Annotated in this window: 20 protein-coding genes and 2 pseudogenes; 12 read left to right on the forward strand and 10 right to left on the reverse strand. The window is 61.7% G+C overall.

Annotation, left to right across the window (positions count from 1 at the left end):
• Positions 1-16: 16 nt before the first annotated feature.
• Both ABIE53_RS26255 and ABIE53_RS26260 read right to left on the reverse strand, forming a co-directional pair.
• A complete protein-coding gene (locus ABIE53_RS26255) occupies positions 17-259 on the reverse strand; it encodes a hypothetical protein (RefSeq protein WP_006052070.1) in 243 nt (80 codons plus the stop codon).
• Positions 260-370: 111 nt separating this feature from the next.
• Positions 371-838, reverse strand: a complete 468-nt coding sequence (locus ABIE53_RS26260) for an Lrp/AsnC family transcriptional regulator (RefSeq protein WP_006052071.1) — start codon at positions 836-838, stop codon at positions 371-373.
• 155 nt (positions 839-993) lie between these two features.
• Between ABIE53_RS26260 and ABIE53_RS26265 the strand changes: the two genes are divergently transcribed.
• Positions 994-1,659, forward strand: a complete 666-nt coding sequence (locus ABIE53_RS26265; RefSeq protein WP_192699251.1) for a LysE family translocator — start codon at positions 994-996, stop codon at positions 1,657-1,659.
• 159 nt (positions 1,660-1,818) lie between these two features.
• On the opposite strand, the gene ABIE53_RS26270 is transcribed toward ABIE53_RS26265, so the two are convergent.
• Positions 1,819-2,328, reverse strand: coding sequence for a DUF1993 domain-containing protein (locus ABIE53_RS26270; RefSeq protein WP_006052073.1), 510 nt, complete (start codon positions 2,326-2,328; stop codon positions 1,819-1,821).
• A 312-nt stretch (positions 2,329-2,640) separates the two neighbouring features.
• Here ABIE53_RS26270 and ABIE53_RS26275 point away from each other — a divergent pair, with 312 nt between their 5' ends.
• The 6 genes from ABIE53_RS26275 to ABIE53_RS26300 all read left to right on the forward strand — a co-directional run bounded on the left by ABIE53_RS26275 (position 2,641) and on the right by ABIE53_RS26300 (position 8,080).
• Positions 2,641-4,200 (forward strand): S53 family peptidase, encoded by a 1,560-nt coding sequence (locus tag ABIE53_RS26275; RefSeq protein WP_006052074.1) that lies wholly within the window; start codon positions 2,641-2,643, stop codon positions 4,198-4,200.
• A 91-nt stretch (positions 4,201-4,291) separates the two neighbouring features.
• On the forward strand, positions 4,292-5,944 hold the full coding sequence (locus tag ABIE53_RS26280) for a S10 family peptidase (RefSeq protein WP_006052075.1): 1,653 nt from the start codon (positions 4,292-4,294) through the stop codon (positions 5,942-5,944).
• 162 nt (positions 5,945-6,106) lie between these two features.
• Positions 6,107-6,745 (forward strand): hypothetical protein, encoded by a 639-nt coding sequence (locus ABIE53_RS26285; RefSeq protein WP_029966092.1) that lies wholly within the window; start codon positions 6,107-6,109, stop codon positions 6,743-6,745.
• 218 nt (positions 6,746-6,963) lie between these two features.
• Positions 6,964-7,323 carry a hypothetical protein gene (locus ABIE53_RS26290; protein ID WP_006052077.1) on the forward strand — a complete coding sequence of 120 codons (360 nt, stop codon included), beginning with the start codon at positions 6,964-6,966 and terminating at the stop codon, positions 7,321-7,323.
• A 323-nt stretch (positions 7,324-7,646) separates the two neighbouring features.
• Positions 7,647-7,796, forward strand: a complete 150-nt coding sequence (locus ABIE53_RS26295; RefSeq protein ID WP_006052078.1) for a hypothetical protein — start codon at positions 7,647-7,649, stop codon at positions 7,794-7,796.
• 5 nt (positions 7,797-7,801) lie between these two features.
• Positions 7,802-8,080, forward strand: a complete 279-nt coding sequence (locus ABIE53_RS26300) for an RNA-binding protein (RefSeq protein WP_006052079.1) — start codon at positions 7,802-7,804, stop codon at positions 8,078-8,080.
• 27 nt (positions 8,081-8,107) lie between these two features.
• Here the strand turns inward: ABIE53_RS26300 and nadE are convergent, their stop codons facing one another.
• Positions 8,108-8,968, reverse strand: a complete 861-nt coding sequence (gene nadE / locus ABIE53_RS26305) for an NAD(+) synthase (protein WP_107707554.1) — start codon at positions 8,966-8,968, stop codon at positions 8,108-8,110.
• A gap of 153 nt (positions 8,969-9,121) precedes the next feature.
• Positions 9,122-10,681, reverse strand: coding sequence for an ABC1 kinase family protein (locus ABIE53_RS26310; protein ID WP_006052081.1), 1,560 nt, complete (start codon positions 10,679-10,681; stop codon positions 9,122-9,124).
• Positions 10,682-10,944: 263 nt separating this feature from the next.
• Here ABIE53_RS26310 and ABIE53_RS26315 point away from each other — a divergent pair, with 263 nt between their 5' ends.
• The 3 genes from ABIE53_RS26315 (at position 10,945) to ABIE53_RS26325 (ending at position 13,973) form a co-directional block, all read left to right on the forward strand.
• A complete protein-coding gene (locus ABIE53_RS26315) occupies positions 10,945-12,474 on the forward strand; it encodes a PAS domain-containing hybrid sensor histidine kinase/response regulator family protein (RefSeq protein WP_114157028.1) in 1,530 nt (509 codons plus the stop codon).
• A 189-nt stretch (positions 12,475-12,663) separates the two neighbouring features.
• Positions 12,664-13,521, forward strand: coding sequence for an AraC family transcriptional regulator (locus tag ABIE53_RS26320; RefSeq protein WP_006052083.1), 858 nt, complete (start codon positions 12,664-12,666; stop codon positions 13,519-13,521).
• Positions 13,522-13,565: 44 nt separating this feature from the next.
• Positions 13,566-13,973: a DUF2000 domain-containing protein gene (locus ABIE53_RS26325; protein WP_192699250.1), complete on the forward strand. Its 408-nt coding sequence runs from the start codon at positions 13,566-13,568 to the stop codon at positions 13,971-13,973.
• A gap of 88 nt (positions 13,974-14,061) precedes the next feature.
• On the opposite strand, the pseudogene ABIE53_RS26330 reads toward ABIE53_RS26325, so the two are convergent.
• The 5 genes and pseudogenes from ABIE53_RS26330 to ABIE53_RS26350 form a co-directional block, all read right to left on the reverse strand.
• Positions 14,062-17,467, reverse strand: a pseudogene (locus tag ABIE53_RS26330) (DEAD/DEAH box helicase family protein).
• Positions 17,468-17,480: 13 nt separating this feature from the next.
• Positions 17,481-18,668, reverse strand: coding sequence for a restriction endonuclease subunit S (locus ABIE53_RS26335; protein ID WP_192699248.1), 1,188 nt, complete (start codon positions 18,666-18,668; stop codon positions 17,481-17,483).
• Positions 18,665-20,204: pseudogene (locus ABIE53_RS26340) on the reverse strand (type I restriction-modification system subunit M). The gene ABIE53_RS26335 and the pseudogene ABIE53_RS26340 overlap by 4 nt, the downstream one beginning before the upstream one ends.
• 963 nt (positions 20,205-21,167) lie before the next feature.
• Positions 21,168-22,376, reverse strand: coding sequence for an acetyl-CoA C-acetyltransferase (locus tag ABIE53_RS26345; protein WP_192699246.1), 1,209 nt, complete (start codon positions 22,374-22,376; stop codon positions 21,168-21,170).
• A gap of 107 nt (positions 22,377-22,483) precedes the next feature.
• A complete protein-coding gene (locus ABIE53_RS26350; protein WP_192699462.1) occupies positions 22,484-23,251 on the reverse strand; it encodes a 3-hydroxyacyl-CoA dehydrogenase in 768 nt (255 codons plus the stop codon).
• A gap of 217 nt (positions 23,252-23,468) precedes the next feature.
• Here ABIE53_RS26350 and ABIE53_RS26355 point away from each other — a divergent pair, with 217 nt between their 5' ends.
• Positions 23,469-24,485, forward strand: coding sequence for an AraC family transcriptional regulator (locus ABIE53_RS26355; protein ID WP_192699245.1), 1,017 nt, complete (start codon positions 23,469-23,471; stop codon positions 24,483-24,485).
• 294 nt (positions 24,486-24,779) lie between these two features.
• Complete coding sequence (locus tag ABIE53_RS26360; protein WP_192699244.1) at positions 24,780-26,468, forward strand: tannase/feruloyl esterase family alpha/beta hydrolase; 1,689 nt, start codon at positions 24,780-24,782, stop codon at positions 26,466-26,468.
• The last annotated feature ends 120 nt before the right edge of the window (positions 26,469-26,588 follow it).

A 26,588-nucleotide genomic window follows, 5' to 3' on the forward strand; every position in this document is an offset into this window, starting at 1 on the left:
GGACGTTCAACGCGCTTTACCGATTGCCGTCGAGCAGGTCGCCCAGCAGTTCGTCGAAGGCGGCCTGGGCGTCTTCGAGTTCCTGCAGCGCGGCGTCGAAAGTTTGCAGCGCGAATTGCGAGGGATTGCCGCTGCCGGCCGGCGGAAACTGCGACTGCAACGAAGCGAACGCGGTCTTGACCCGCTGCGTCGCCGTCAATACGCGCTCCATTGCGGCGGCTTCTTCCGCCCGCGCTTTCTCGTGATCGATGTTGTCCATGAAAACTCCGTGTTCGCCGACGCGTTGCCGGCGTCAGATTGATGCCACCTGCGATGCAACGTTGATGCAACGCGCACCCCGTGAAAAGGCGTGACTATGCCACGTTCGCACTCACGATAGCGGCAAGCCGCTGTCCGCCTTCACCTCGCGCAACGATAGCGCCGATTCCACCGACGTCACGCCAGGCAGGCTGCGCATCTGGTCGCGCATGAAAGTGCCGTAGTCGTCGAGATCGCGCGCGACCACTTGCAGGATATAGTCCGCGCTGCCCGACACGTTGTGGCACGCGATGATGCGCGGTATCGCCTGCACCTCGCGCTCGAAGCGGTTGGCGAGATTCTTGTCGTGCACGGCAAAGCGCACGAGAACGAAAGCGACCACGCCGAAGCCGAGCGCCGGACGCGCGAGCACGGCGCGATAGTGGCCAATATAGCCTTCGTTTTCCAGGCGCTTGAGCCGCCGCGCGCAAGGCGTCTCGCTCAGCCCGACGAGTTCGGCGAGCTTCGCATTCGACATGCGGCCGTCTTTTTGCAGCGCCGCGAGAATCGCGCGGTCGGTCTTGTCGAGGTCGGTTGTCATGGTCGGGCGGCCGATGTTTTGTGCTGGGGGAAAGCTGATGTAGATGACGCGATGTTAGCGTATTCCACCAAACCTCACGCCGCCGCGCCGGAAATTCGCCAACAAACCCTCCTTCGACGATAGCAAGATAGAGCCATCGAATCCACGAGGCTCTCATGATTTCCGCACATCTTCTCGCCGTCTATATCGCCGCGCTGCTGGTCGTCTACGCGGTGCCTGGCCCGGACATGGCGCTGATCCTGCAAACCAGTATTGGGCGCGGCGTGCGCAGCGGTTTCGCGGCGGCTTGCGGGCTCGGCGTCGCACGCGCGACGCATGTCACGCTGTCCGCTTGCGGCGCGGCCGCGCTGCTTCGCAACGCGCCGTGGCTATACGACGTCGTGCGCTATGGCGGCGCGGTTTATCTCGCCTGGGTCGGCATCCAGATTTTTCGCTCGCCGGTGTTCGCGTTGCCCGAGGGCGGCGCCGCGCGCGACGGGACCGGCGGCGTGCAGCAGCAGGCTTCGCAAGCGGGCATGCCGCAGTTGCGGGCTGCGTTCGTCAAGGGCTTGCTGACCAACCTGCTGAATCCGAAGGCGCTGCTGTTCTGTTCGGTGCTGTTGCCGCAGTTCGTGCGTCCCGAAGCGGGACCGGTCGCGTTGCAGATGATCGAGCTGGGTTCGGTGCTGCTCGCCGTCGGCTTCTGCTTCGACCTGGCGTATGCAGTTGGCGCCGCGCGGATCGCCCAATGGATGCGCGCGCATCCGCTTGCACAAACGCTGCAGCGCTGGACTTTTTCGGCGGCGCTGATCGGCTTCGCGGTGCGGCTGTCGCTCGATTGACGCGGCTTGGGCGGACGCCTGCGAGTTAACGCTGCGCTCGCGGCTCGTGTCGTGCGCCGACAGCCTGCGTGCCGACGCTACGACCCACAGCCGGCGTCTCGACGACGCCGGCCGGCGCGGCCGATCACTGAACTTCGGCCGCGCGCATACGGCCGGCTCTTACTTCAGCCCGCCCAGATAGTCGAGCTTGCCGAGCTCCACACCGTTATGGCGCAAGATGTCGTACGCGGTCGTCACGTGGAAGAAAAAGTTCGGCAGCACAAATCCCAGCAGATACGACTGACCGGTGAACTCGATCGGTCCGCTGCGCATTTTCAATGTGATCGCGCGCTCTTCCGATCCGTCGATCTGCTGAGGGGTGAATTCCTTCAGATAGTCGATCGTCTTTTGAAGGCGAGCGTGCAGTTCGTCGAAAGTCTGTTCGACGTCTTCGTACTTGGGCGCTTCGACATCCGCAAGCCGCGCGGCGCAGCCCTTCGCGGTATCGCTTGCGATATACACCTGACGCGTGAGCGGCAACATGTCCGGCGCGAGGCGCGCGTTCGTGAACACCGCGGGTTCGATCTGCTTTTGCGCGGCGTGCGCCTGAGCTTTGCCGAGGATGCCTTGCAGATTGGTGAGGCCGCGAATCAGCACGGGCAGTGATGCTTGATACATCGAGATTGACATGGAGTTCCTCTGATTCTTCGATCTTGCGCGCGGACGCGCGAGGCAATGCAATGTAACGGCTAAACGGCCGCTGCAGCATCATAGCCGAGCGCCGCGGGCCATGCATCGGACGCCGCGGCGCCTGGCCATTCGGCCGACTGCCGCTCGGACTGGAACTGTGTTCGAATGCATTGGTCCGAAGGTTTGCGAAGTCTCGCATGCCGCGCTTCGCATGCAGCACCTTCCAATAGCTGTCGTCGGGCGTTGAGTGGATGGGCGCGTGCGCCGGTCCGTCTCGCATCCGGCGCCGTCATGCCAAGAGGAGAGTCGCACATGGCCACCAAGCATCCGCTGCCCGGAAGCGAGCGCAACGTAGAACGAGGTTCCAAACTCATCGGCGACTGCGATCCATCGGAGAAGATCGAGGTCTTCGTGATGCTGCGCCGTCAGCAGCAGGCGCAGTTCGACGCGCTGATGAGCCGGATCGAAGCCGGCGACCCCAACGTGAAGCCGCTGTCGCGCGAGGCGATGGCCAAAGACTACGGCGCAGCCCCCGACGACGTCGCCAAAGTCAAGGCATTTGCCGCCGCGCATGGGCTGACGGTGGTGCGCGAAGATCTGGCCGCGCGCTCGGTGCTGCTGTCGGGCACTGTCGCGCAGTTCCAGAGCGCGTTCGAAGTCAAGCTCGAAAAGTATCAGCACCATACGTCCGGCGAATTCCGCGGACGGACCGGCGCGGTCAACGTGCCGGACGATCTGCACGACGTCGTCGAGGCGGTGCTCGGGCTCGACAACCGCCCGCAGGCGCGGCCGCACTTTCGCATTCGTCCGCCGTTCAGGCCGGCTAAAACACATCAGGCTTCGTTCACGCCGCTGCAGTTGGCGTCGCTCTACAAGTTTCCGCAGGGCGACGGCAGCGGCCAGTGTGTCGGCATCATCGAGCTGGGCGGCGGTTACGATCCGGCGGATCTGAAGTCGTACTTCGCGAGCCTCGGCGTGCCTTCGCCGACGGTGAAATCGGTCAGCGTCGACCAGGCGCGCAACGAACCGACCGGTGACCCGAACGGGCCGGACGGCGAGGTCACGCTCGACATCGAGATTGTCGGCGCCATCGTGCCGGGCGCGACTATCGCGGTGTACTTCGCGCCGAACAGCGACGCCGGTTTTATCGACGCGGTGAGCCGCGCGGTGCACGACACGGTCAACAAGCCGTCGGTGATTTCGATCAGTTGGGGCGGGCCGGAGTCGATCTGGACGAGCCAGTCGCTGAAGGCGTTCAACAGCGTGCTGCAAACCGCGGCGGCGCTCGGCGTGACGGTGTGCGCGGCGTCGGGCGACAGCGGCTCGAGCGACGGCGCCAATGGCGGCGATAACGTCGACTTTCCGGCGGCGAGCCCGTATGTGCTCGCGTGCGGCGGCACGAGCCTCACCGCGTCCGGCACGTCGATTACGCACGAGGTGGTGTGGAACGACGGACCGCAAGGCGGCGCGGGCGGCGGTGGCGTGAGCGGCGCGTTTGCGTTGCCGGCGTGGCAGGAGGGGCTTTCGGTGGCGTTGTCGGCGGGCGGCAAGAAGCCGCTTGCGAAGCGCGGCGTGCCCGATGTCGCCGGCGATGCCTCGCCGCTTACCGGCTACACGGTGCTGGTCGGCGGCACGCAAACGGTGGTGGGCGGCACGAGCGCGGTCGCGCCGCTGTGGGCCGCGCTGATTGCGCGCATCAATGCGGCGAAGGGCGCGCCGGCGGGCTTCGTGAATCCGAAGCTGTACAAGGCGGCGGGCGTGTGCAACGACATCACGCAGGGCAATAACGGCAGCTTCGCGGCGTCCAAGGGCTGGGACGCCTGCACGGGACTCGGCAGTCCCAATGGTCAGAAAGTGGCTGCCGCACTATAGTCAGCAGGTTGATCGGCGAGTTGTCTAGCGAGTCGATCGGCACGAGTCCCGCAGCACCGGCACAAGACGTGAACGTACCCATGGAGCGATCATGACAAGCACAGAGCCAGCGTCCGTTAGTCCGCAGTCGCCGCACAATTCCGAAGCGTCAGCCAGGCCGGCAGCGGCGGGCAAGCACAAGGCGGGCGACCAGCCCTTCTTCGATCCGGTCGCCTACGGCAACGGCCCCGACGATTCCGTCACCGCGACCGACGAGAACGCTGCGATCACGCATCACTCGGTCACGATAGACGGCAAAAAGATCGACTACACGGCGACGGTCGGCCATCTGGTGATCGTCGACCCGAGCAGTTCGCAGCCCGCCGCGCGGATGTTCTACGTCGCGTTCACGCAGGACAACCAGAAAGAGGAAACCCGGCCGCTCACGTTCTTCTATAACGGCGGCCCCGGTTCTTCCGCGGTGTTCGTGCTGCTCGGCTCGTTCGGGCCGCGCCGCATCAGGACGTCGATGCCGAACTTCACGCCGCCCGCGCCGTACACGATCGAAGACAACCCCGACAGCCTGCTCGACAAGAGCGACCTGATTTTCGTCAACCCGGTCGGAACCGGCTATTCCGCGGCCGTCGCGCCGAAGAAGAACCGCGACTTCTGGGGCGTCGACCAGGACGCCGATTCGATCGCGCAGTTCATCAAGCGCTTTCTGACGAAGAACAATCGCTGGAATTCGCCGAAGTATCTGTTCGGCGAGTCGTACGGCACCGCGCGAAGCTGCGTGGTCGCTTACCGGTTGCACGAAGGCGGCGTCGATCTGAACGGCATCACGCTGCAATCGTCGATACTCGATTACACGCAGGCCGGTAATCCGGTCGGCGCGCTGCCCACGGCCGCCGCCGACGCGTGGTATCACAAGAAGCTCGGCATCGCGCCGCGGCCGACCGATCTCGGCGCGTTCGCCGAGGAAGTCGCGCAGTTCGCCCGCACCGATTACCTCGCGGCGCTGCGCAAATTCCCGACCACCGACGCAGCGACGGTCGAAAAGCTCGCCGAATACACCGGCATCGACAAGACGACCTTGCTTGCGTGGAGCCTCGACATAGCGTCGTACGACAGCCGCGGCAATTCGCTGTTCCTGACCACGCTGCTCAAGTCCAAGGGTCTCGTGCTGGGCGCTTACGACGGCCGCGTCACCGCCATCGGCACCGGCATTGCGGGCAAGATCGATCCGAACTCGGGCGGCAACGATCCGACCATGACGGCCGTGTCCGGCGTCTATACGACGATGTGGAACGTCTATCTGAACGAGCAGTTGAAGTACACGTCGAACTCGGCCTTCACGGATCTCAACGATCAGGCGTTCCAGTTCTGGGACTTCAGCCACATCGACCCGACCGGCGCGCAGAAGGGCGTGGACGACAAGGGCAACGTGATTCTCTACACGGCCGGCGACCTCGCGGCGGTCATGGCGCTCAATCCCGATCTGAAGGTGCTGTCGGCAAACGGCTTTTATGATTTCGTCACGCCGTTCTATCAGACGGTGCTCGACTTGCAGCAAATGCCGCTGCTCAGTCAGCAGGTGCGGCAGAACCTGTCGGCGCGCTTTTATCCGTCGGGCCACATGATTTATCTCGACGGCGGCTCGCGCACCGCGCTGAAGGCGGACCTCGCGCACATGTATGACTCGACGGTGGCCAACACTGAGGCACTTAGCCGCATCCGGGCACTGCAGGCGCGCACGGCGCAATAGCCAAAACGCGGGGTTCCACGGCGGCTGTCGCGGTCGCCGTGGAAAGTTGGTAGCGCTCCGGCGCACCGCTCAGAGTCGGCGGTTTTTTCCGTATGCGTATCGAATGTGTTTTAATTGCCTTGCGAATTGAACTACCGCGTGCCTCGACAGGCGCGCCGACGAATGAAGGCAGGCATTGCAGACAGGCGTCGCGGCGAGGCTTCCGGCGACCACATAGGCAGTACTTTTCGACCGCGCGCAGTTGCGTTCGCGCGGCGGCGCGCGTGGCGCGCGCGTTTCACGCTGACGCTGGGTCTTGCCGCGCTGCTCGCAGTGCGCGTCGGCGCAGTGTATGCGCAGGACGCGGCCATGCTCGACGAACGCGTGACGCAGCAATCCATCCGCGAGACGATTTGCCGCCCTGGCTATGCGAGCGCGGTCTCGCCGCCGTTCGATGAACTGATGGCGCACAAGGACCGGATGCTCGCGGAGCGCGGCATCGACGCAGACGACGGCGCCGAGTTCGCGCTCGATCGGCGCGTGCCCGTGGTGCTCGGCGGCTCGCCGGACGCGCCGTCCAATCTCGGCCTTCTGCCCTGGGCGGGACGGCAGGGCGAGCGGCGCAAGGCGCGCGCGGCGGTCATGCTCAAGCGCTGCGTCTGCGAAGGCAAGTTGAGTCTTGCGGAAGCGCAGGCGGCGATCGTCGGTGATTGGTCGGTGGTCTATTCTGGCTTTAGCCAGGAGTCTTGCGACATCAGCCGGCTGGATGTTGCGACGAGCGCCGACAGCGGGCGCGCAGCGGGGCGCGGCACGCAGCCGTAACGGTTGGTGTCGGCGCGGATCGCGCGGCGCTTGCGAAAAAGGTTGAATGCGCCGGAACGCTCGATCCTGTCTCCAACTTTGCGGGCGTGACCCACAAACGCTTTTTGTCAGCGCGTGCCGCCAGCCCGCATTACTTACTTGTCGTCGCCGCTTGCCGTCTTTCAGCACGCGGCTTTCGCATCGAACTCGCCGAATCAACTCATTCCTGGAGAATTACCATGACTTATTCACGTCTTGCCGCAGCGACGCTTGCCGTGCTGAGCGTTGCATGCGCCGTCGGCGCCGCGCCCGTGTTCGCCGCCGAGCCGGCGCATTGCGGCAAAGCCGACGCGCTGCAAATTCGCGGCGATGTGCCCGCGGCCATCAGCTTCGATGTCTATCGTCAACTGCGTCCGCTGAACGCGCAGCGCATCGCGCTCTTTCAGTCGGCAGGGGAAGTGAAGCATTTGCCCGACGGACTTGCCGTGTGCGAAGTGGCGGACGACGGCGTGGACGATCCGTCCGCGGTGCTGGTCGCATTGCCGCAAGGCAAGAACGCGTGGTGGGTGAGCGCGGCCAACGTGCAGGACGCGGACTGACGCTCGCGCGGCGAGCAGCAGCTTCCGTTCGCCGATCGGCGCAACGAACTCCGGCATGCATGCCGCGGTCCGCTTCTTGCAACCCGCGTCTGCACGCGCAATGTTCAGCACAATTTCCAGGCGCCGCGGCGCAGTTAGTCAAAACAGTGTTGCTGCCGAACGGAAAGGGCGCGGTTCAGGTACAGTGCACATTGATCGTGCTACCCGGTGCGAGCTTGTCATGGTGACGCCGCGTCGCATCGCGTGTCCGATCGTAAGTGGCTATCCTTAAACAGGACCCCGGCGGGCTCATCGGAATACCGCGCGGAATATCGGAGATTCAAATGATCGCTTTCTACCTGTCATTGGCCGCGCTCGGCGCGGCGGGCGCCGCACTCATCCGCGAACTGGCCGCCGCACAGGCGAGACAACGCGCGGCATTGCGCCCGGCGCGCGTGCGCGTCGACAGGTCCGGCGGCAGCCGCCAGGAGTAGGCAGCATGAACCTGATCGTGCGCAACATCGCGCCGTCGTGCACCGAGCAGGAAGTGCGCGAATTCCTCAAGCACGAGCTGGGGCATTACGCGCGCAACGTCGAGGTCGTCGACGCGGGCACGCCTGGCGCCTACGCCACGGTCGAACTCGATGCGCAAGTGCCGTATGTCGGCGAAGTCATCGCGCGGCAGATTCATGGCAAGCACCTCGGCGGAATGGCGCTCGAGGCGAGCGCCGATCTTTTCACCGACGACTCGCCGCCCGCCCAGCCGCCCGCGCACTAAGCGCTGAGCGGCGGTTGGCGTTGCGGCTCACGCTTCGCTCGTGGGCGCGGGCCAGTCGAACGGCGTGTACGGCAGCGCGCGCTTGTGCCGCGTCACATCGTAGAAACGCAAGATGATGTTGCGTGCCTCGTCGCTGACCGGTTTGCCTTCCAGGAAGTCGTCGATCGTCTCGTACGGTACGCCGTAGGCATCTTCGTCGGGCCGTTGCGGGCGCAACGCTTCGAGGTCCGCGGTCGGCACCTTGTGCGCGAGCGCGTCCGAGGCACCGAGCGCCTTCGCGACCGCACGCACGCGGCGCTTGTTGAGTCCCGCGAGCGGCAGCACATCGGCGCCGCCGTCGCCGAACTTCGTAAAAAATCCCATTAGCGATTCAGCCGCGTGATCCGTGCCGATCACCACGCCCGTGCGCGTGCTCGCCACCGCGTACTGGGCAATCATTCTTTGCCGCGCCTTGATGTTGCCGTGCACGAAGTCTTCCTGCGCTTCGTCCGCGAACGGCAGGCCGCTTTGATGCAGCGACGCGAGCATCGCGTCGGCGGCGGGCTTGATGTCGATGGTCAGCGTCTCGTCCGCGCGAATGAAGGCAAGCGCCTGCTGCGCGTCGGCCTCGTCTTTCTGCTCGCCGTGCGGCAGGCGTATCGCGACGAAACGCGCGTCGTAATTTTCCGCGCGCAAGCGCTCGACGGCCAGTTGCGCGAGGCGCCCGGCCGTCGTCGAATCCACGCCGCCGCTGATGCCGAGCACGTACGTCTTCAGGCCGTTGCTGCGCAGATAGTTCGCGAGAAAAGAGATGCGGCGCTCGATTTCCTCGTTGGCGTCGAAGCCGGCGCTAACGTGCATTTCCGCCGCGATGTTGGTCTGAACAGTGGCTGGATCGGTCTGCTTCATGGTTGTCTTGCTCCTTGCTTGTGGCGCAGTGCTTTCTGATGAAGAACGGCTTCCGCGATCGTACGAGCATGTAGCGGACCCGCGAAGTTTTGATCGGCAGAACGCGACGGGCCGCGCAAGCGCACATCAACACATCAACGCGTCACGCCAACATCACCACATCAACAACACGGTGCCCGCACCGAGGACGCCGCCGCACAACACACATGCCCACAACAGCGCGCGCGTGCGCCGATATTCGCGGCCGATCTCGGCAAGCAGTCGAGCATTCTGCCCCGGCGAGCGCGCGCGATCGTGCTCGTGCTGCAGATAGCGCACCGCCAGTTGCGGCACGCGCGGCAGCATGTGCGCGAGATGCGGCAGTTCGCGTGAAATGCGCTTGAACCAGCCGCGATGATCGACGTCGCGCCGCGCAATATCCGCGAGCACACCGCGCGCGATATTCCATGTATCGACGCCCGGATGCAGCGCACGCGCCAGCATTTCGGCCTGCTGGAACGAGCGTTGCGCGGTGGCGAGGCGACTCGATACCGTGCCGTCGAACGGATGCACCGCGTGCAGCAGATGATGAAACAGCGAGCCCGCCGAACGGTCCTCTGGCGCCGCCGCGAAATGCGCTTCGGCACGCGTGCGCAACTCCGCTTCGAGCAGCTCGGCGCGCGTGTCGTGCGGCACGTGTCCCGCGTCGCGATGCAGTTCCGCGAGCCGTCCATAGTCCTGCTCGAACAGCGCAGTCGCGCCATGCACGAAGAACTCGCGCTCGCCGGTCGACAGGCTCGACATGATCGAAAACTCGGCCAGCACGAGGCGGCCCAGCGAATCCGGTTCGATGCTCACGCGAACCCGCCGCGCGTCGAGCGTCGCATGAAAGAAGCCGTGTTCGAAAGCCTGCTCGGTGACGACTTCGACGATATGCGCGGCGAGCGGCGCGAGTTTCACGTGATGCGCGTGCAGGCCGCTCAGGTCGCTCGCCGGCAGCGTGTCGATGCGCTGCATGGTGAGCGTGAGGGGCGTGCACAGGTCCCAGATCACGTTGGGCACGACGATGCGCGTGTCGCCGTCGAAATGATGGCCGGTCTGACTCAGATTGGCGGCTTCGGCGCGCAGATCGAAGCGGCGCAGGATGTCGTCGGTGAAGGTTTGCGCGAGCGCCCGCAGCCGCAGGCGGCGCGCCGTGCCGGACACTTTTTCCAGCCAGCGCGCGACCCAGCGCAACAGCGCGAGTTCGTCGCCGATCTGCTGCAACTGGCCGGCGCGCAGCAGCTTGATCGCCACCTCGCGATGACCGTTGACGGGCATGATGAGCCGAGCGAAATGCGTCTGTTCGGCAAAACCGCTGCGCACCGGAACCAGGTCCACCGCGCTGAAAAGCGTGGCGAGCGGGCGGCCGAACGCGCGCGCCAGCGCCTCCTCGGATTCGCGCGGCGGCAGCGGCGTTTCGAGATGATCGACGGCGTCGATGGCGTCGTGCAATGTCGCGTTCGCCAGTTCCGGACGCTCGACTAGCGTCTTCGCGAAACGGCCGGCAAGCGGGCCGAGCGCCGGCAGCAGGCCGTGCACGCTGCGCGCGCTGTCCGCCGACGCATGCACGCGGCCGACGAGTTCGATCATCCAGTGGAGCTTGCGATCGGACGGCGCGGCGAGCCAGAGCAGGCGCGCGCCATATCGCAGCGCGTGGTAAAGCAGTAGTAAGCGGCGAAACAGTGGCGGCATCGGAGTTCGGTCGACGGCAATGCGGCGCGCGTCCAACTGCCGCGCCGCGGGGCCAGGACGCTAAGATTATCAGGGATGCGCGGTGTGCGGCGTGCGGTCGCATTCAACGACGTGTTGCCGAATGCGCGCGACCTTCATCTTCAATTCGATAGCGGCGCCATCAGCAAGCAAACAGGCTTCCGGTTGCCGCTCGAACCGTCCGCGCGTGCCGAGGGTAAAATGAGTCCGGTAAGTACATTTTTTACCGATTTGGAACAACCCTTATGAGTCAGAGTGACGACAGGCAGGATGTGACGCGCGAAACAGAGGAGCAGTTCCGGATTCTCGTTCAGGGCGTCACTGACTACGCGATATTCATGCTTTCGCCTGCCGGAGTTGTCACGAGTTGGAACGTCGGCGCCGAGCGGATCAAGGGGTATCGGCAGTCGGAGATCATCGGCGAGCATTTCTCGCGTTTCTACACGGACGAGGACAAAGCGGCCGGCGCGCCCGCGCAGATACTCGCGATCGCGGCGAGAGAAGGCCGTGCCGAACGCGAAGGATGGCGGGTTCGCAAAGGCGGCAGCCGCTTCTGGGCGCACGTCGTGGTGGATGCGATCCGCGACGAAGCGGGTTCTCTCGTCGGATTTGCAAAGGTGACGCGCGACATCACCGAGCGCAAGGAAGCCGCGGCCGCGCTCGAGAAAGCCAACGCCGCGCTGTTCCAGGCGCAGAAGATGGAGGCGATCGGGCGGCTGACGGGCGGCGTCGCGCACGACTTCAACAATCTGCTGGCCGTGCTGTCCAACGGTCTCGAGGTGCTCGCGCTGCAGGCGCGCACGCCGCTCGACAAGAAAATGATCGACGGGATGCGGCGGGCGATCGACCGCGGCGCGTCGCTGACGCAGCAGTTGCTGTCGTTCGCGCGGCAACAGCCGTTGCAGGCGCAGGTACACGACCTGAACGGATTGATTCGCGAGTTCACGCCCATGCTCTCGCGCGCCGGCAACCGCAACACGCATGTCGAGCTTGGCCTGCATGCCACGCACGCTTTCGCATCCGTCGATGCCGCGCGTTTCGAGGCGGCGCTGCTCAATCTGGTTGTCAACGCGGTCGACGCCATGCCGACCGGCGGCGCGGTCACGATTACCACCGACACGGTGCAGTCGGAGACGGAAGTGACCCCGGCGCTGCCTGCCGGGCACTACGTCCGCATTTCGGTTGCGGATACCGGTAGCGGCATGTCGGAGGACGTGCTCGCGCAGGCGTTCGAGCCGTTTTTCACGACCAAGCAGCCAGGCAAGGGCACGGGACTGGGCTTGAGCCAGGTGTACGGGTTTATCGCCCAGTCGGGCGGCGACGTGCATCTATCGAGCGAAGTGGGCAAGGGCACGACGGTCGATCTTTATCTGCCGGTCGCGGAGCCGCCGGCAGCCGTCGGTCTGCCGTCGACGGCAAGGCATGAGACCGTTTTGCTGGTCGAGGACGAGCCCGACGTGCTCGGCGTTGCGTCCGAACTGTTGATGAACATCGGCTATGAGGTGGTGCCGGCGAGCAGTGCGTCGGAGGCGGCGCTGATTCTCGAGGAGCGGGCTGACATCGACGTTGTCTTCACCGACATCTCGATGGCCCACGGCATGAGCGGGCTGGAACTGGCGCAACTCGTGCGCGCGCACTATCCGGCGATCAGGGTGGTGCTCACGTCGGGCTATTCGCCGGCTCCGCTGCACGACGAGAAGAGTGAACTGCGGGATCTGATATTCGTGCAAAAGCCGTATCGGTTGGCCGATCTTGCGAAGGCGCTGCGGGCGTGAGCGTGAGCGGGAATTGCGGGAGCTCGCTTAGGGTCCGCTTTGTCCGCTTTGTCCGCTTTGGCTGATCAACGAGTCGCTTGCGAAGACGCGATACGGCGACTCATCGAGGTTCAGATGATCGGGCATAGGGAACGCATTTACGCAGTAGTCGTGCGCTAACGCAATATGCCGACACCATTGGAGTAAGCGATGACAGGCGCAACCGTGTTTAACGAGCGGACCGATCACTGGCTCGTCGCGCGGCGCGATCCCGAGACGGGCATTGAAGGGCTGCGTGCGCATTTCAGAGGCCACGCCTACGATCCGCACGATCACGACGACATGTTGATCGGCTACACGGAGCAAGGCGTCCAACGTTTTCAGTGCCACCGGTCTTTGCACACGAGCACACCGGGTCGGGCGATCCTGATCGAGCCCGGCGCGCTGCATGACGGTCACGCGCCGGAGGCGAGCGGCTTCACGTATGCCGCGTTGTACCTGCCGCAAGGCTGGGTCGAGCACGCGGCGCGTCAACTGAATCTTCCAGGGTTGCGCGGGGTTGAGGCGGCCTTTAGCCATACGCTGGTGGACGACCAATATCTCGTCGATGCAATTCGGGCGGCTTTTTTCGCCATTTATCACGACGAGGGCAGGTTGGCGCGCGACCAGGCGCTCGATCGCGTGCTGACGCAACTCAGCGGCCACGTGCTTGATGCCCCGTCGACGAATGGCTCCGCGATACCGCTCGCCGCGCTTCGCGTGCGCGATCTTTTGCACGAGCAGATGGCCGGCAATATCGGACTCGACGAACTGGCGACGGCTGCGGGCATCGACCGGTTCAGGTTGACGCGCCTCTTCAAGCGCGCGTTCGGCACGTCGCCGCATGCGTATCTGGTGCGTTTGCGTCTGCGCGCCGCGCGTCAAATGCTGGCGAGCGGTCATCAGCCTGCGCAGGTTGCGGCGGCTGTCGGGTTCTCGGATCAGAGTCATCTTGGCCGCTGGTTTCATCGCGCGTACCGGATGACGCCGGCGGCCTATCGGCGCATGTGCACAAACGTTCCAGACTGATCGCCGCGGATCGTGGACCATGAGCGTTCCAAGGAGGGACGTTCATGTTCGACACAAAAGTGGCGCTGATCGTGCGCGACGATCTGGCGGTGTGGCAAAAACTCAACGTCGTCGCATTTCTCGCGACGGGCGTGGCGGCTGCGATACCTGACGCGCTAGGCGAGCCTTATGAGGACGCTGCGGGACGTCGGTATGGCCGCATGCTCGGGCAACCGATGCTGGTGTTCGCCGCCGATTTGCCGGGTTTGCAGGCTGCGCATCGGCAGGCAGTTAACCGCGAGCTCGAGATTGTGCCGTATGTCCATGCGATGTTTTCGACTGGGCACGATGCGGCGAATCGTGAGGTGTTTCGTGCTCAGGATGCGGGTAATCTGGATTTAGTGGGGCTCGCGGTGCATGGGGCGAGGAAGGCGGTGGATAAGGCGGTGAAGGGGTTGGGGTTGCATGGGTGAGGGGGGCGGATGCGAGGCGGGGGAGGCGTCCGCACCCGTCGGTGCGTGCGTTCGTCGCATGGTTAACGTTGTGCTGAGATAACGCGTTCTACGCGGCGGCCCTCGCACGGATTGAATCCAGCACCGTAACCAACTGAACGACCTGATCCGCGAGGAAAATCGCCTCGGGTCCAGAAGGACATATGTCCACGAACGGAGTCTCATATAGACGCGACGCGTCCATGACCCCGTTCTGGATCAGTTCTTCGATAACCAGGTTAATGAATTCGATTTGATCCGGCGTAGCGGTCGTTCCACTGACGAACTCACTGAAGGCCTGCATCGCGGCTTCACGTTCGAGTCCTACTAGCGAGCGGATAAAGATGCCCAGGCCCTCACTTTGCTCTGTCGCGGCCTTGATGAGTGCTGGCGAACCGCCTGCTTCGACTAGCATCCTCTCGAACTCCTGGAGGTCGGCGGCTGTCAACGGCTGGTTACGACGGAGTCGCTGAAGAGCCAGATGGTTTTCGTGTGCCCTCAAAAATGCTCTCGCCTTTTCCTTGAACTTTGCCATGTTGAGACCTGCCGTCACCTGAGGTAGTGTGACTTCGACCATTTCGCCGAGTTCGTCCTCAAAGTTCGTATAGACGATCTTCTTTTTGGTCTTCGGAATAAGCTTGATGAGCGCGCGGAGCCGACGACGCACGGTTTCAAGCATCGGCAGGGTGACGTCTTCCCACCATTCGTCGCTCGTGACCTCACTGATAAGTCGGATTTGCGCCTTGATTGCGGGAATCGCAATCTGTTCCTCCAGTTCGCCAGCGATATGCTGAATCTTCTCGCGTAGTCCGGCGAAGCCGGTGCCTGCTTGTAGAATGGCGAGCTGGGCACGCAAGACCAGCATGTCGAAGCGCTTGGCTTCTTCGTCGCTGTCAATCAGTTCGGTCGGCAAGTCGGCCACGCGCTCCGACAATTCGTGGAAGTCTTCGGGCGAGAGTATTGCCCATGCATCCGCCTTACTGAATTTATCGACGAACTGGCGCCGCGGCCGAACGACGAAGTTGTCGACATTCATCGCTGCAACTTGCGAATGCAGCAGGGCGGCTGTCGCTGCACGCAATTGACCTTCGGAAACGGGGTCTGCGTAGGGTGGCGGTTCGGGTTCGTTTATCTCGTCTTTCGAGCGCTGATCGAGCTCTCCGATCATTTCGAGGCGGGCTTTGAACAGTCTGGTCCCGAGTGGTTCAGTAGTTGCGCCCTCAGCAAAATCCCGGCTGGCGCCAAAAAATTCAAGGTTTTGGCAGAAGTCGAAGATGAAGAAGTTTTTCTTGTCCTCGCCCGGACCGAACAGATCGGGGCGGAGGCGCGTGCCGCGTCCGACCATCTGCCAGAACTTCGTCTTGGAGCGCACCGCCTTGAAGAAGACGAGATTGACGATTTCCGGCACGTCGATGCCGGTATCGAGCATATCGACCGAAACCGCGATATGCGGCATCTTCTCAGGTTTCGCAAAGTCGTCAATGATCGATTGAGCGTACGTGGTCTTGTAAGTCACCATGCGCGCAAAATGTCCCTTGTATTGCGGATAGTTCGCGTCAAAGCGTTTCGCAATGAACGCGGCGTGATCGTTGTTCTTCGCGAAGATGATGGTCTTACCGAGCAGATCGCCGGCCGCCACTTTCTGCCCCTTGGTCATCAGCACTTCAAGCGCCTTGTCGACGGTATCGATATTGAAGAGCCACTTGTTCATCGCCTCGGTATCGACTTCGGCTGGCATGATGCCGTCCTCGTTCCATTCGACGGCGTCCCATTGCTCTTTCTCTTCCTCGGAGAGATCGTCGTAACGAATGCCTTCACGCTGAAACTTGAGCGGGACGGAAATCGGCACAGGCGGCACGAGATGTGAATTCGCCACGGCTTCGTCGAGGCCGTATGCGTCCGTGGGCACGCCTTTTTCCAAGTCGAACAGGCTGTAGGTGTCCTTGTCGACTTCGTCCTTGGGCGTGGCGGTCAGGCCGACGAGCATCGAGTCGAAATAGTCAAAGATAGCCCGATATTTGCGGTATACCGAGCGGTGAGCTTCGTCGATCACGATGAGGTCGAAGTGGCCAACGCCAAAGCGCCGCACGCTGTCGTGGGCTTCGTCGATGAGTCCCATCATCGTCGGATAAGTCGATACGAACACACGCCCCTCGGTGTACTTGTCAGTGACGAGATTGACCGGGGATGCATCTGGCAGGTGCGTCTTGAACGCGCCGACCGCCTGATTGACGAGCGCCACGCGGTCCGCGAGGAAGAGAATACGCTTGGCCCAGTTGCAACGCATCAGCACATCGGCGAGCGCGATGACCGTGCGCGTCTTGCCCGTACCTGTCGCCATCACAAGCAATGCTTTGCGCTGATTCTCGACTTCGAACGTTTCTCCGACGCGACGAATGGCACGCGTTTGGTAAAACCGCTCGACAATCCTGGTATCGATGACCGCTTCCGCCAACTTCTTGCGGCTTGTGCGGCGTTGGATGACCAGTTCCAATTCTGACTTTTTATAGAAGCCTTGCAGCGCGCGTCGCGGATAGGACTGATCATCCCAGATCCAGTTCTCGTAGCCGTTCGACAGGAAAATGACCGGGCGCTGGCCGTGTTTCTTCTCGAGGCAATCGGCGTAGAGCTTGGCCTGTTGTTCGCCTTCCAGCGGGCTCTTGGTTGTGCGCTTGGCTTCGATCAAGGCCAATGGTTTGCCGTCGTCGGCCCAAAGCACGTAGTCGACTTTGCCTACACCCTGGTTATTGGGCATGCCGGTGACTACGACTTCGTGGTCTTTCGCGGGGTCAAGCGTCCAGCCTGCTTCCTTAAGCATCAAGTCGATGAAAGCTCGACGCGTTTCGGCTTCCGAGTAGTCGTGCGTGTCCGGTTGCGCGCTGTTTGTCTTCTTGGCAGCGGCAACTTCTTCGCGCAATTTCTGAAGTTCTTCGTCGAGCGCGGTCTTATCGGCGAGCAGGTCTGAGAGGCGCTTGTCCTTTGCGTGGAGTTCTTCGTTGAGGCGCTGGATTTGTTCGAGCGTCTTCGCTGGCGGGGCTGCGGTGACGGGCTTGAGAATAAGATCGAGCGAGAACGCGAGGCTCGGGGCAGGACGAGTCGTGCGGCTGTAGGTACGCGCAAGCCAATAGCAGAGATGAAACAGTTCGCGCGTGGCGTTGAGCGCGTCTGACACGGCGATTTTCTTCACGCCGTGTACGGCGAGATTGCCCAGGTCTTTGATGAAGCGCGCTTTGGTGAAAAGCGCTTCGCCGACGTTTTGACGGAACGTCGGTTCGTGGATCAATGCGCTGAGGTTGTCTTGATACGGAAGCTTGAATGCTTTGTCGTGCGTGTAAAGCCATGCGACCGTGATCTCCAGCGCGCGGCGGGCGTAGAAGCACGACGCGCGCGGGTCGGTGTTCGCGGATGCCTCCGCCCTCGTCGCCCGCGTCGAAGAGCATGGACCATTCGGGGGAGAGGAAGGCGAAGTTGGTCATTTTTTGTGCGTTTTTATAAGGTGCGGGTGAAGGCGCAATGTTGGAGGGAGCGAAAGAGGCTTTTGAGCCCGTCTTGCGCTGATTGATGCGAACGAGACAGTTTCTCTATAGCGGCTATACGCGCGGCGAACTCTTCCTGCAATTCAAGGCTCGGAAGCATAACCGTAATATTGCGCAAAGCTTCAGTGTCTAGTCGCTTGGTGCCATGTCCGGCCTCAGACACTTGCTGAAGAATGTGGCTCGCCTGGGCCCTTAGGCAAAATGCGAGATATTGAGCATTAATGGACAACTTTGGTATCAGTGCCTTCAGGTCTTGATTGATGGTCGATTCCGTTCTCAAGACACAGACCGGAAACGTATGTGCCAAAATCATCCCTCTCACAACGATTGCGACCGTATTGCTCGGCAGAAGCTTGAGATTCGTCGTTTGAGTCACCGATCTGTTGATGTGGTCTTGTGAGTCAAAGAGGTCGTTGTGCTTGAGGTCCTTTGCACTATACCAGGGTAGGTCACCATCCCAGAGAGACTCATTAGACTTCGATGGAGTGCCGCCGCTATAGCAATGGCACGCGTCAACTAAAGATTCTGTCGGATAGCGCTTTGGATTCTCAATCGGATGTCCAAACATCTCCGCGAAAATTGATTGTGCGAGGCTATCAAGATACGTCATTGCTTTGCGCCGCTTGGTGCGCAACGAGTCGGCTTTATCGAGAATCGCGGCAATGCGGCGTTGTTCCTCGATAGGCGGCAAAGGGAAGCGATATCTCGCGAGATCCTGTCCCGTAAGGTGTTTTATAGTGGCGCCCGTATGGTAATCAGCTAGCCGTCCACTTGCATAATCTGCCCTGAGTCGATGCACAAAAAATCGGGCATCAAGGCGTGCTCCGGGCCGCACTCGATGGAGCGCCTTCTGGAACTTCATATTGGGAATACGACCATCCCACACAGCCGCGCGACCGGCCTCTCCGCCTTCGCAAATAACGATGTCTCCGGCACGAAGTCCGTATCTCTCGTCTTCATGCGCTTCAAAACGCATTAGCTTCGTGTTCGATAAGTCGACGTCGAACCAACGCACATTTGGGTTGGCTAAATATGGTTGTAGCGAGCCTTTGTTCTTCTTCGCATCGAGCATTTTTCCAAGACACTGTTCAGCAACCTCCCGCAGTTCCACAATGGGCCACGCTTTCGGCACGTCTCTCACTTCAACATCCCCTCAAGCTCTTTCATCCCCGCCTGAATCTCCGTTTCGAGCGCACTCAACTTCGCAAGAATTTCCAGCGGCGGCAAATGCTCGACCGCTTCATGCACTACTTCTTTATAGCGGTTAATAGACAGGTCATAACCCTTCTCAACGATTTCCGCCTTCGGCACGCAAAAGCTCTGTGCCGTACGCGCCCGCTGACGCTCCGTGGTCTCGCGCAATTTCCACCGCGCAAGCACATCCGGCAGGATTGTTCTTCTCGTGCTCCGCATCTGTCAACGGCGTCGCGGGCGCAACGCCAAGCTTGTCCTCGCTCAGCAAAGGCTGACGCTTGTCATCGAGACTTCGCCCATCCGCCTTCATGTCGTAGAACCACACGTGATCCGTGCCGCCCGAATTCGTCTTGGTGAAAAGCAGAATTGCAGTGGACACGCCCGCGTAAGGCTTGAACACGCCCGAGGGCAACGAAACGATCGCATCCAGCTTCTGATCTTCGACGATCAGCCGACGCAATTCCTTGTGCGCCTTGCTCGATCCGAACAGCACGCCGTCGGGCACGATCACCGCCGCCCGCCCGCCCGGCTTCAATAGTCGCAGGAACAGCGCGAGAAACAGCAGTTCCGTCTTCTTCGTCTTGACGATGCTCAACAAATCCTTCGCCGTGTTCTCATAGTCCAAGGAACCCGCAAACGGCGGATTCGCGAGGATCAGCGAATACTTCTCATCGTCCTCCGCATGCCCTTGCGCAAGCGAATCCTTGTACCGGACGTCCGGATTGTCTACGCCATGCAACGCCATGTTCATGCTGCCGATTCGCAGCATTGTGTTGTCGAAATCGTAGCCGTGAAACATGCCGTGGTGGAAGTGCTCTCGCTGGGCAGCGTTGCGAAGCATCGCGGGGTGCTTGTCGCGCAGATATTCGCCGGCTGCCACCAGAAACCCACATGTACCGCTGGCTGGATCGCAGATAACGTCGGCGGGCACTGGCGCCGTGAGTTCGACCATCAACTGGATGATGTGCCTCGGCGTGCGGAACTGGCCGTTCTGCCCGGCGCTCGCAATCTTGCCGAGCATATATTCATAGAGATCGCCCTTCGTGTCGCGATCCTCCATCGGCACGTGGTCGAGCATGTCCACGACCTTGGCTAGCAAACCTGGTGTCGGGATGGTAAACCGCGCATCGCGCATGTGGTGAGCGTACGTCGAGCCGTCCGCATTCATCGTCCGCAAGAACGGAAACACGTGCTTGTCGATTAGCGAGAACATGTCCTGCGCGGCAAAGTGCTTGAAGCGAGACCAGCGCATGTTGTCGTAGGGCTGACCGCCCGAGTCGCTTCCGTCGGGGAAAATGCGCCGCGCCATAGGCTTCTTGGTGACAGTGGCTTTGCGCTCTTCCAGCGTATGGATGTCATCGAGGCGACGGAGAAACAACAAGTAGGTTATTTGCTCCATGACCTCGAGCGGATTCGAAATTCCCCCCGACCAGAAAGCGTTCCAGATGGAATCGACTTGAGTACGTAATGCGCCTGTGAGCATCGGTATTTTGCGTTTACGAGTTAAATGGCATCAAAACGCGATAAGCGTCAGAAGACGATTTTTGCTGGATTCTACTCGAAACAGTAGTCTGTTTCTCGAAGGCGGGTGCTCGTGTCGATACGAGGACTTAGCCGCGGCGGCCGTGATTCGACCATCGAATGAAGCGGCCATCGCTTACCCTACCAGCTGAAACGACAGCCAGCTGTCACATAACAGCGGCCGCGCCGATAGACACGCACCGTCAGGTCGCATGACCGAACTCGGGCCGTCTGTTGCCCCAAACCTACGCAGCTCCATCAAATCTCGACGCGCAGACCAACGCGGCTGTATGTAGATTTGCTCTGAAAACAAACGGCCCAAAATTCTCAACTGGCGTCAAAGTGGATTCGCTCGTCTGGTACGCGAAGCGTTCCCGGACGTAGGATTCGCGATGGCGCCGCACAAGGGCCAAGTAGGCACCACAGCCGACGTCGCCGCACTCTGGGCAGATGTAAAGCAGCACGCGCTTTCCGCTCTCACGCGGAGCGTCTAGCAGCATCGCGGACATGCGTTCGCATTCTGCGGCATAACCGCTCACGAAGCAGCCCATGAAGTCGGAGTGTCCCCAGCATTTTGCACCGGCATTTCGAGCAAAGACTGTCCGTCTATCAGGAAGTCTGCAGAGGTCCTCTCAGTGCGGGTCCCAATCCCTGTGCCGGTCGGTGGTCAATGGAGTTTACGATGCCCAAGTCAGTTCATTTTTTTCGTGTACAAAATCTGCTTAACTTCGCGACATTGTCAACGATTGATGGGCCGTGTCGAATGACCGATTGTGTCCGATTGTGTCCCGGCGCATCCGGCATCACCAAGAGCGTGCCGAGGCAGCTGGACTGTCCTCGACAACCGGTCATCGCCGAACAGCCCAGACGCAGCCCCCTAGAACCCAATCTCCCGCACAACACTACCTCCCGATTCGCATCCCCCTCACCCCACCTCCACCCCCACCGCCGTAGCCTCCCCCCCACCGATACAAAGACTAGCCACCCCACGCTTCCCACCGCGTTGCCGAAGCGCACCCAACAGCGTCACGATAACCCGCGCGCCCGTCGCGCCGATCGGATGACCGAGCGCGCAAGCGCCGCCATGCACGTTCACGCGCTCATGCGAAAGCGCCAGCTCGCGCATCGCGGCCATGACCACCACAGCGAATGCCTCGTTGATCTCCCAAACGTCGACATCGCTCGCCCGCCATCCAACCTTGGCGAGCAGCTTCTGAATCGCACCGACGGGCGCCGTCGTGAACCAGGCCGGTTCCTGCGAATGCGTGGCGTGTCCGCGGATCACGGCGAGCGGCGTCAAGCCATGCTCGCGTGCGGTCGACTGACGCATCAGAACCAGGGCCGCCGCACCGTCGGCGATGGAACTCGAGTTCGCGGCCGTGACCGTGCCGTCTTTTGCAAACGCGGGTTTGAGTTTCGGGATCTTGTCCAGTTGCGCCTTCGCCGGCGCTTCATCCTCGTCGATGAGTATCTCGCCGTTACGACCCGGCACGGTCATCGGCGCAAGCTCCCAGCGGAACAGGCCGTCGCGCTGCGCCTGCTGCGCGCGCAGCGTGGAGGTCGAAGCGAACGCGTCTTGCGCCTCGCGTGTGAAATCGAAACGGCGCGCGCAGTCCTCGGCGAAGGTGCCCATGAGGCGGCCATCGGAGGCGAGGCCGTAGTGATCCTCCAGGCCGTCGAAGAACATATGGTCGAGTACCTGGCCGTGTCCCAGACGCTGACCCGAGCGTGCCTTGGGCAACAGGTACGGCGCGTTGCTCATGGATTCCATGCCGCCCGCAACGATCACTCGTTGACTGCCGCTGAGCAGCAGATCGTGCGCGAGCATCGCCGCCTTCATCCCCGAGCCGCAGACCTTGTTGATCGTGGTGCAGCCCGCCGATAGCGGCAAACCCGCGCCAAGCGACGCCTGGCGCGCGGGCGCCTGGCCGAGGCCCGCGGGCAGCACGCAGCCCATCAGCACTTCATCGACGGCGTCGGGTTGCAGTCCGGCACGTTGCACCGCGGCCCGGATCGCGTGCGCGCCCAGTACAGGCGCCGTCAGCGAAGCGAAGTTGCCCTGGAAACCACCCAGCGGCGTGCGGGCAGCAGCGACGATCACAACGGGATCATCGGAAATCGAAGAGGCAGTCATGCGAGTCTCCATTCGCCGCTTCATGGCGGCGTTGCAAAGGGTGGTGAGGAAGGTGTCGTCGTCGATGAATCACTGCCACTCGAACCCGGCGGCGGCGATGACTAAGTTCACCTGGCCGCCATACGAATGGCGCCATCAAGACGAATCACCTCGCCGTTGAGGTAAGTGTTTTCGATGATATGCAGCACAAGTGCCGCGAATTCTTCCGGCCGTCCGAGGCGCGGGGGAAAGGGCACCATCTTCCCAAGCGCGTCCTGTACTTCTGTGGGCATGCCTTTAAGCATCGGCGTCTCCATGATTCCGGGCGCGACGGCGAGCACGCGAATGCCGTGGCGGGCCAATTCGCGCGCGACAGGCAGCGTCATCGCCACGACACCGCCTTTCGATGCAGCGTAGCCCGCTTGTCCAATCTGGCCGTCAAAGGCCGCAACCGAAGCGGTATTGACGATGACCCCGCGCTCGCCATCGGCCTCGGGCGTGTTCCCGGCCATGCACGCCGCGGCCAGCCGCACCATGTTGAAGGCGCCGATCAGGTTGATCTGAACGGTGCGCGCAAAACTTTCCAGCCGATGCGGGCCTTCGCGTCCGAGCACTTTCTCGGCGGGCGCAACGCCTGCGCAATTGATCAGGCCATGCAGCGCGCCGAAGGTCTCGCAATACGCGGCCAACGCACGCTCGGCGCTCGCGGAGTCGGATACGTCGGCCCTCGCGAAGTGGGCATTAGCGCCGAGTTCCGCCGGGAGTGAGGCACCGGCGTCCTCGTCGAGGTCGATCAGCAGCACGCGGGCGCCGCCCGCTACCAGACGGCGCGCCGTGGCTGCGCCGAGCCCTGAGCCGCCGCCTGTGACGACGAAACCTTTCCCTTGAATCTGCAATGCTGTCTCCTCAAAGTGACCGGCCGGCAAAGCCATATTCGCGACGACCAACTGACTGATCATCGTAAGCGGCACGCGAAACCACGCCCATGTCCATCGACCTCTTCCTGCGTGCGCCTTTCGGACATATCGTGCGGCTCATGCTCAGTGATACCAGGTTTCGCTTACGCCCGGCAGCGATTAACATCAGTGCACTTTCTGTAGGTAGACCCTGACCATGAATGACGCTCAAGACAAGGGCACAACTTCTATCGGCCTCGTGCGCGAAGCAATTCTCGTTGCCACGCAGCGCAATCTCGACGTCTCGGCGGTTCTCCAGCACGCGGGAATCGCGGCGGAATTGCTGAATGCGCCGAGAGCCCGAGTGCCGGCGTTAGCCTTTTCGCGTCTGTGGGCGGCTCTCGCTGACTTGATGGACGACGAGTTCTTTGGTCTCGACAGCCATGCATTGCGGCGAGGCAGTTACGCTTTGATGTGTCACGCCGTGCTGCATGCCGACAATCTCGAACACGCGCTGCGTCGCATGCTGAAGTTCCTGCGCGCGGTTCTCGACGACATTCATGGCGAGTTGCGCTGCGAAGGCGAGCATGCACTGATCGTCCTGCATGACGATGGCCGGACGCGCCGCCTCTTTGCCTACGGGACCTGGTTTATCCTCGTGCACGGTCTCGCGTGCTGGCTCGCACGCAGACGCATTCCGCTGATCGAGATGAGGTTCCGCGCTTCGGCGCCAACGGATGACAGCGACTACCGTATGCGCTTTTGCGAGGATGTGACGTTCTCCGCGGAAGAAACGCTGATCCGGTTCGATCGCAGTTTTCTCGACCTCAAACTGTCAGAGACGGAAGCGAGCCTGCGTGCATTCCTGCAAAATGCACCCGCCAATATCCTGGTCAAGTATCGCAACGAATCGAGTACTACGGCCCTCGTCAGACGCCGGCTAAGAAACCAGATTCCCGACGACTGGCCCGACCTCGACGAGCTATCGCGACTAATGAATCTATCCGCGGCCACGCTGCAACGCCGCCTGTTGGCTGAAGGCACGAACTATCGGCAACTGAAAGACGAATTGCGGCGTGACATCGCAATCGAGTTGTTTTCGAACAGTACTCTCACGGTCGCAGAAGTCGCTGCGCGCACTGGATTTCAGGAAACGAGTGCTTTTCATCGGGCCTTCAGAAAGTGGACGGGGGCGAGTCCGGGAATGTACCGACATGGCAAGGCGAATCCCTAACCGTTAGAACTCATAGCATCGTCATCACACCATTCACGCGTTCAGATGTGCTTGCACGTCTGAATGGTCGAGAGATTCAATCCTCTTCTCCCAATCACGCCTCGCGCGAACGCTCATTCGATTAAGCGGAGCGTGTCCGCACGCCTCACGAAAACTGAGGTCGGCGGACATGGATCGGTGCGCCGAGCAGGCTGACACTGCACTCGCGTTCGGCAGATCAAGGGACGCGTCGCGCCCGGTTGCGCAAAGCAACCGAGCCACTCATTGCGGTATAAAAAATAGACGGAGACGAGAATGAGAACCCGGTTGAGAAGCCGCCGAAGCTCGGCAATGGTGAGTGCTTTATTCGCCGTATCGGCGATTGCCGTATCCGGCTGCGGCGGCAGTGATTCCGCGCCGGGCAACGTCGCGGTCGCGACGCCCGCCGCGAAATGTAGTGCGTTGGCGGGTACGACCGTTCCCGCCGGCTCGATCGGATTGCCGACAACGGGTGCCACTATCGTATCCGCGACGCTCGTTGCAGCTACCGATTCCGGCAACAGCAACGGCGAGTACTGCAAGGTTCTCGGAGCTATTCATCCGGTGGATTTCAATGCGCCGGATATTCGAGTGGAGGCGGATCTACCGACTAACTTCAACGGCAAAGTCGTTCACTTTGGCGGCGGGGGATTCGACGGCACCATCCCCGATACTGAAGGCTTTCCCGCGGACGGGTTCTTATCCGGGGCAGAGCCCGCAGGCGTCAGTACACCATTGCGCAGAGGTTATGTGACTGTCGGCAGCGACGCTGGGCATGAGGGAAACTTTATGGACGGTTCGTTCGCGGCAAACGATGAGGCACTCGCCAACTACTCAGGCGACCACATCAAGAAGACGCGTGACTTCGCAGCGTACATCGCAAAGGCAAGATACGGCTCGGACTTCACGCACAGTTATTTTATTGGCGGTTCAGGCGGAGGCCGGCAAGGTCTGATCGCGGCACAACGATTCCCGCATGACTACGACGGCATCATTTCCACATATCCCGCTTCAGGAATAACAGGACTGTGGCTTCAGATGGGCAGGATCTCGCGATCGCTGCTGGCGCCCGGAGGATACGTCACGCCTGCCAAAGGCAAGGTTCTTCTCGAAGCAGTCATCAAGCAATGCGATGCTCTGGATGGCGTGGCTGACGGCATTATCAGTAACCCCGCGGCGTGCGTATTCGATCCAGCAACGATTCGTTGCCCGAGCGGCGTCGACACTGGCGATAGCTGCTTGTCGGACACGCAAATCAATACGATGACCACCGCCGGCACGCCGCTTAACCTTAGCTTCAACCTGGCAAACGGAGTCCAGACTTTCCCCGCATTTAACGCGTTCACGGGAGCAGACTTCTGGTCCGTCGCCTTTGCATGGGGCGCGTCAGCCACCGACGCGGTAGTCGAGCCTGGCGTGATCGGCAAAAGCGCGTTCTTCTATACGTTTTCAAATGACATGCTTCGATTCGCGGTTGCTCGCGATCCTGGCTTGAGCACGCTGAACTTTAATCCGGCCAACCCCGGATCATTAACCTCGCGCGTGCAAGCGGTGAGCGCGCTCATGGACAGCACGAGTACCGACCTGAGTCAATTCCAGGCGCGCGGCGGCAAGATCATTCTGCAGCACGGACAATCCGATCAGTTCATTCCGGCGCAATTGTCGATTGATTACTACGACCGGCTGGTATCCCGGTTTGGGCAGGGGCCATTGGGTCAATTTCTAAAGTTCTACGTGGTGCCGGGCGCGGCGCACAGTGCCGGAGGGCAATTCAATGGTTCATATGACGGTCTGACGGCATTGGACAACTGGGTGACGAAAGGCGTCGAACCCAAAAATCTGGTTATCACCGACCTCGCTCCGCCGACAGTCGGACGCACGCGGCCAATCTGCGAATACCCGCAGTGGCCCAAATACGTCGGCGGCGATCAGAACCTTGCGGCCAGCTTCGTGTGCTCTAACTAATCCCGTTGGCAGCGCGCGCCATGTGCGGTTCCGGGCGTTAGCGTTACACCGGGATCGCCAGTGTCACAACACCGCAAACGCAGGTGTTCGGCGACCTCACTCATCTTGAAGTTAATGGAC

The sequence above is a fragment of the Paraburkholderia sp. OAS925 genome, from assembly GCF_040543975.1.
GTDB lineage: Bacteria > Pseudomonadota > Gammaproteobacteria > Burkholderiales > Burkholderiaceae > Paraburkholderia > Paraburkholderia graminis.

Coding starts and splice junctions, on each gene's coding strand:
- ABIE53_RS26270 (WP_006052073.1), bottom strand. CDS start 2,328: ATGTCAATCTCGATGTATCAAGCATCACTGCCCGTGCTGATTCGCGGC.
- ABIE53_RS26315 (WP_114157028.1), top strand. CDS start 10,945: ATGAGTCAGAGTGACGACAGGCAGGATGTGACGCGCGAAACAGAGGAG.
- ABIE53_RS26355 (WP_192699245.1), top strand. CDS start 23,469: ATGAATGACGCTCAAGACAAGGGCACAACTTCTATCGGCCTCGTGCGC.
- ABIE53_RS26360 (WP_192699244.1), top strand. CDS start 24,780: ATGAGAACCCGGTTGAGAAGCCGCCGAAGCTCGGCAATGGTGAGTGCT.
- ABIE53_RS26260 (WP_006052071.1), bottom strand. CDS start 838: ATGACAACCGACCTCGACAAGACCGACCGCGCGATTCTCGCGGCGCTG.
- ABIE53_RS26345 (WP_192699246.1), bottom strand. CDS start 22,376: ATGACTGCCTCTTCGATTTCCGATGATCCCGTTGTGATCGTCGCTGCT.
- nadE (WP_107707554.1), bottom strand. CDS start 8,968: ATGAAGCAGACCGATCCAGCCACTGTTCAGACCAACATCGCGGCGGAA.
- ABIE53_RS26255 (WP_006052070.1), bottom strand. CDS start 259: ATGGACAACATCGATCACGAGAAAGCGCGGGCGGAAGAAGCCGCCGCA.
- ABIE53_RS26275 (WP_006052074.1), top strand. CDS start 2,641: ATGGCCACCAAGCATCCGCTGCCCGGAAGCGAGCGCAACGTAGAACGA.
- ABIE53_RS26300 (WP_006052079.1), top strand. CDS start 7,802: ATGAACCTGATCGTGCGCAACATCGCGCCGTCGTGCACCGAGCAGGAA.
- ABIE53_RS26265 (WP_192699251.1), top strand. CDS start 994: ATGATTTCCGCACATCTTCTCGCCGTCTATATCGCCGCGCTGCTGGTC.
- ABIE53_RS26280 (WP_006052075.1), top strand. CDS start 4,292: ATGACAAGCACAGAGCCAGCGTCCGTTAGTCCGCAGTCGCCGCACAAT.
- ABIE53_RS26320 (WP_006052083.1), top strand. CDS start 12,664: ATGACAGGCGCAACCGTGTTTAACGAGCGGACCGATCACTGGCTCGTC.
- ABIE53_RS26290 (WP_006052077.1), top strand. CDS start 6,964: ATGACTTATTCACGTCTTGCCGCAGCGACGCTTGCCGTGCTGAGCGTT.
- ABIE53_RS26295 (WP_006052078.1), top strand. CDS start 7,647: ATGATCGCTTTCTACCTGTCATTGGCCGCGCTCGGCGCGGCGGGCGCC.
- ABIE53_RS26285 (WP_029966092.1), top strand. CDS start 6,107: ATGAAGGCAGGCATTGCAGACAGGCGTCGCGGCGAGGCTTCCGGCGAC.
- ABIE53_RS26325 (WP_192699250.1), top strand. CDS start 13,566: ATGTTCGACACAAAAGTGGCGCTGATCGTGCGCGACGATCTGGCGGTG.
- ABIE53_RS26310 (WP_006052081.1), bottom strand. CDS start 10,681: ATGCCGCCACTGTTTCGCCGCTTACTACTGCTTTACCACGCGCTGCGA.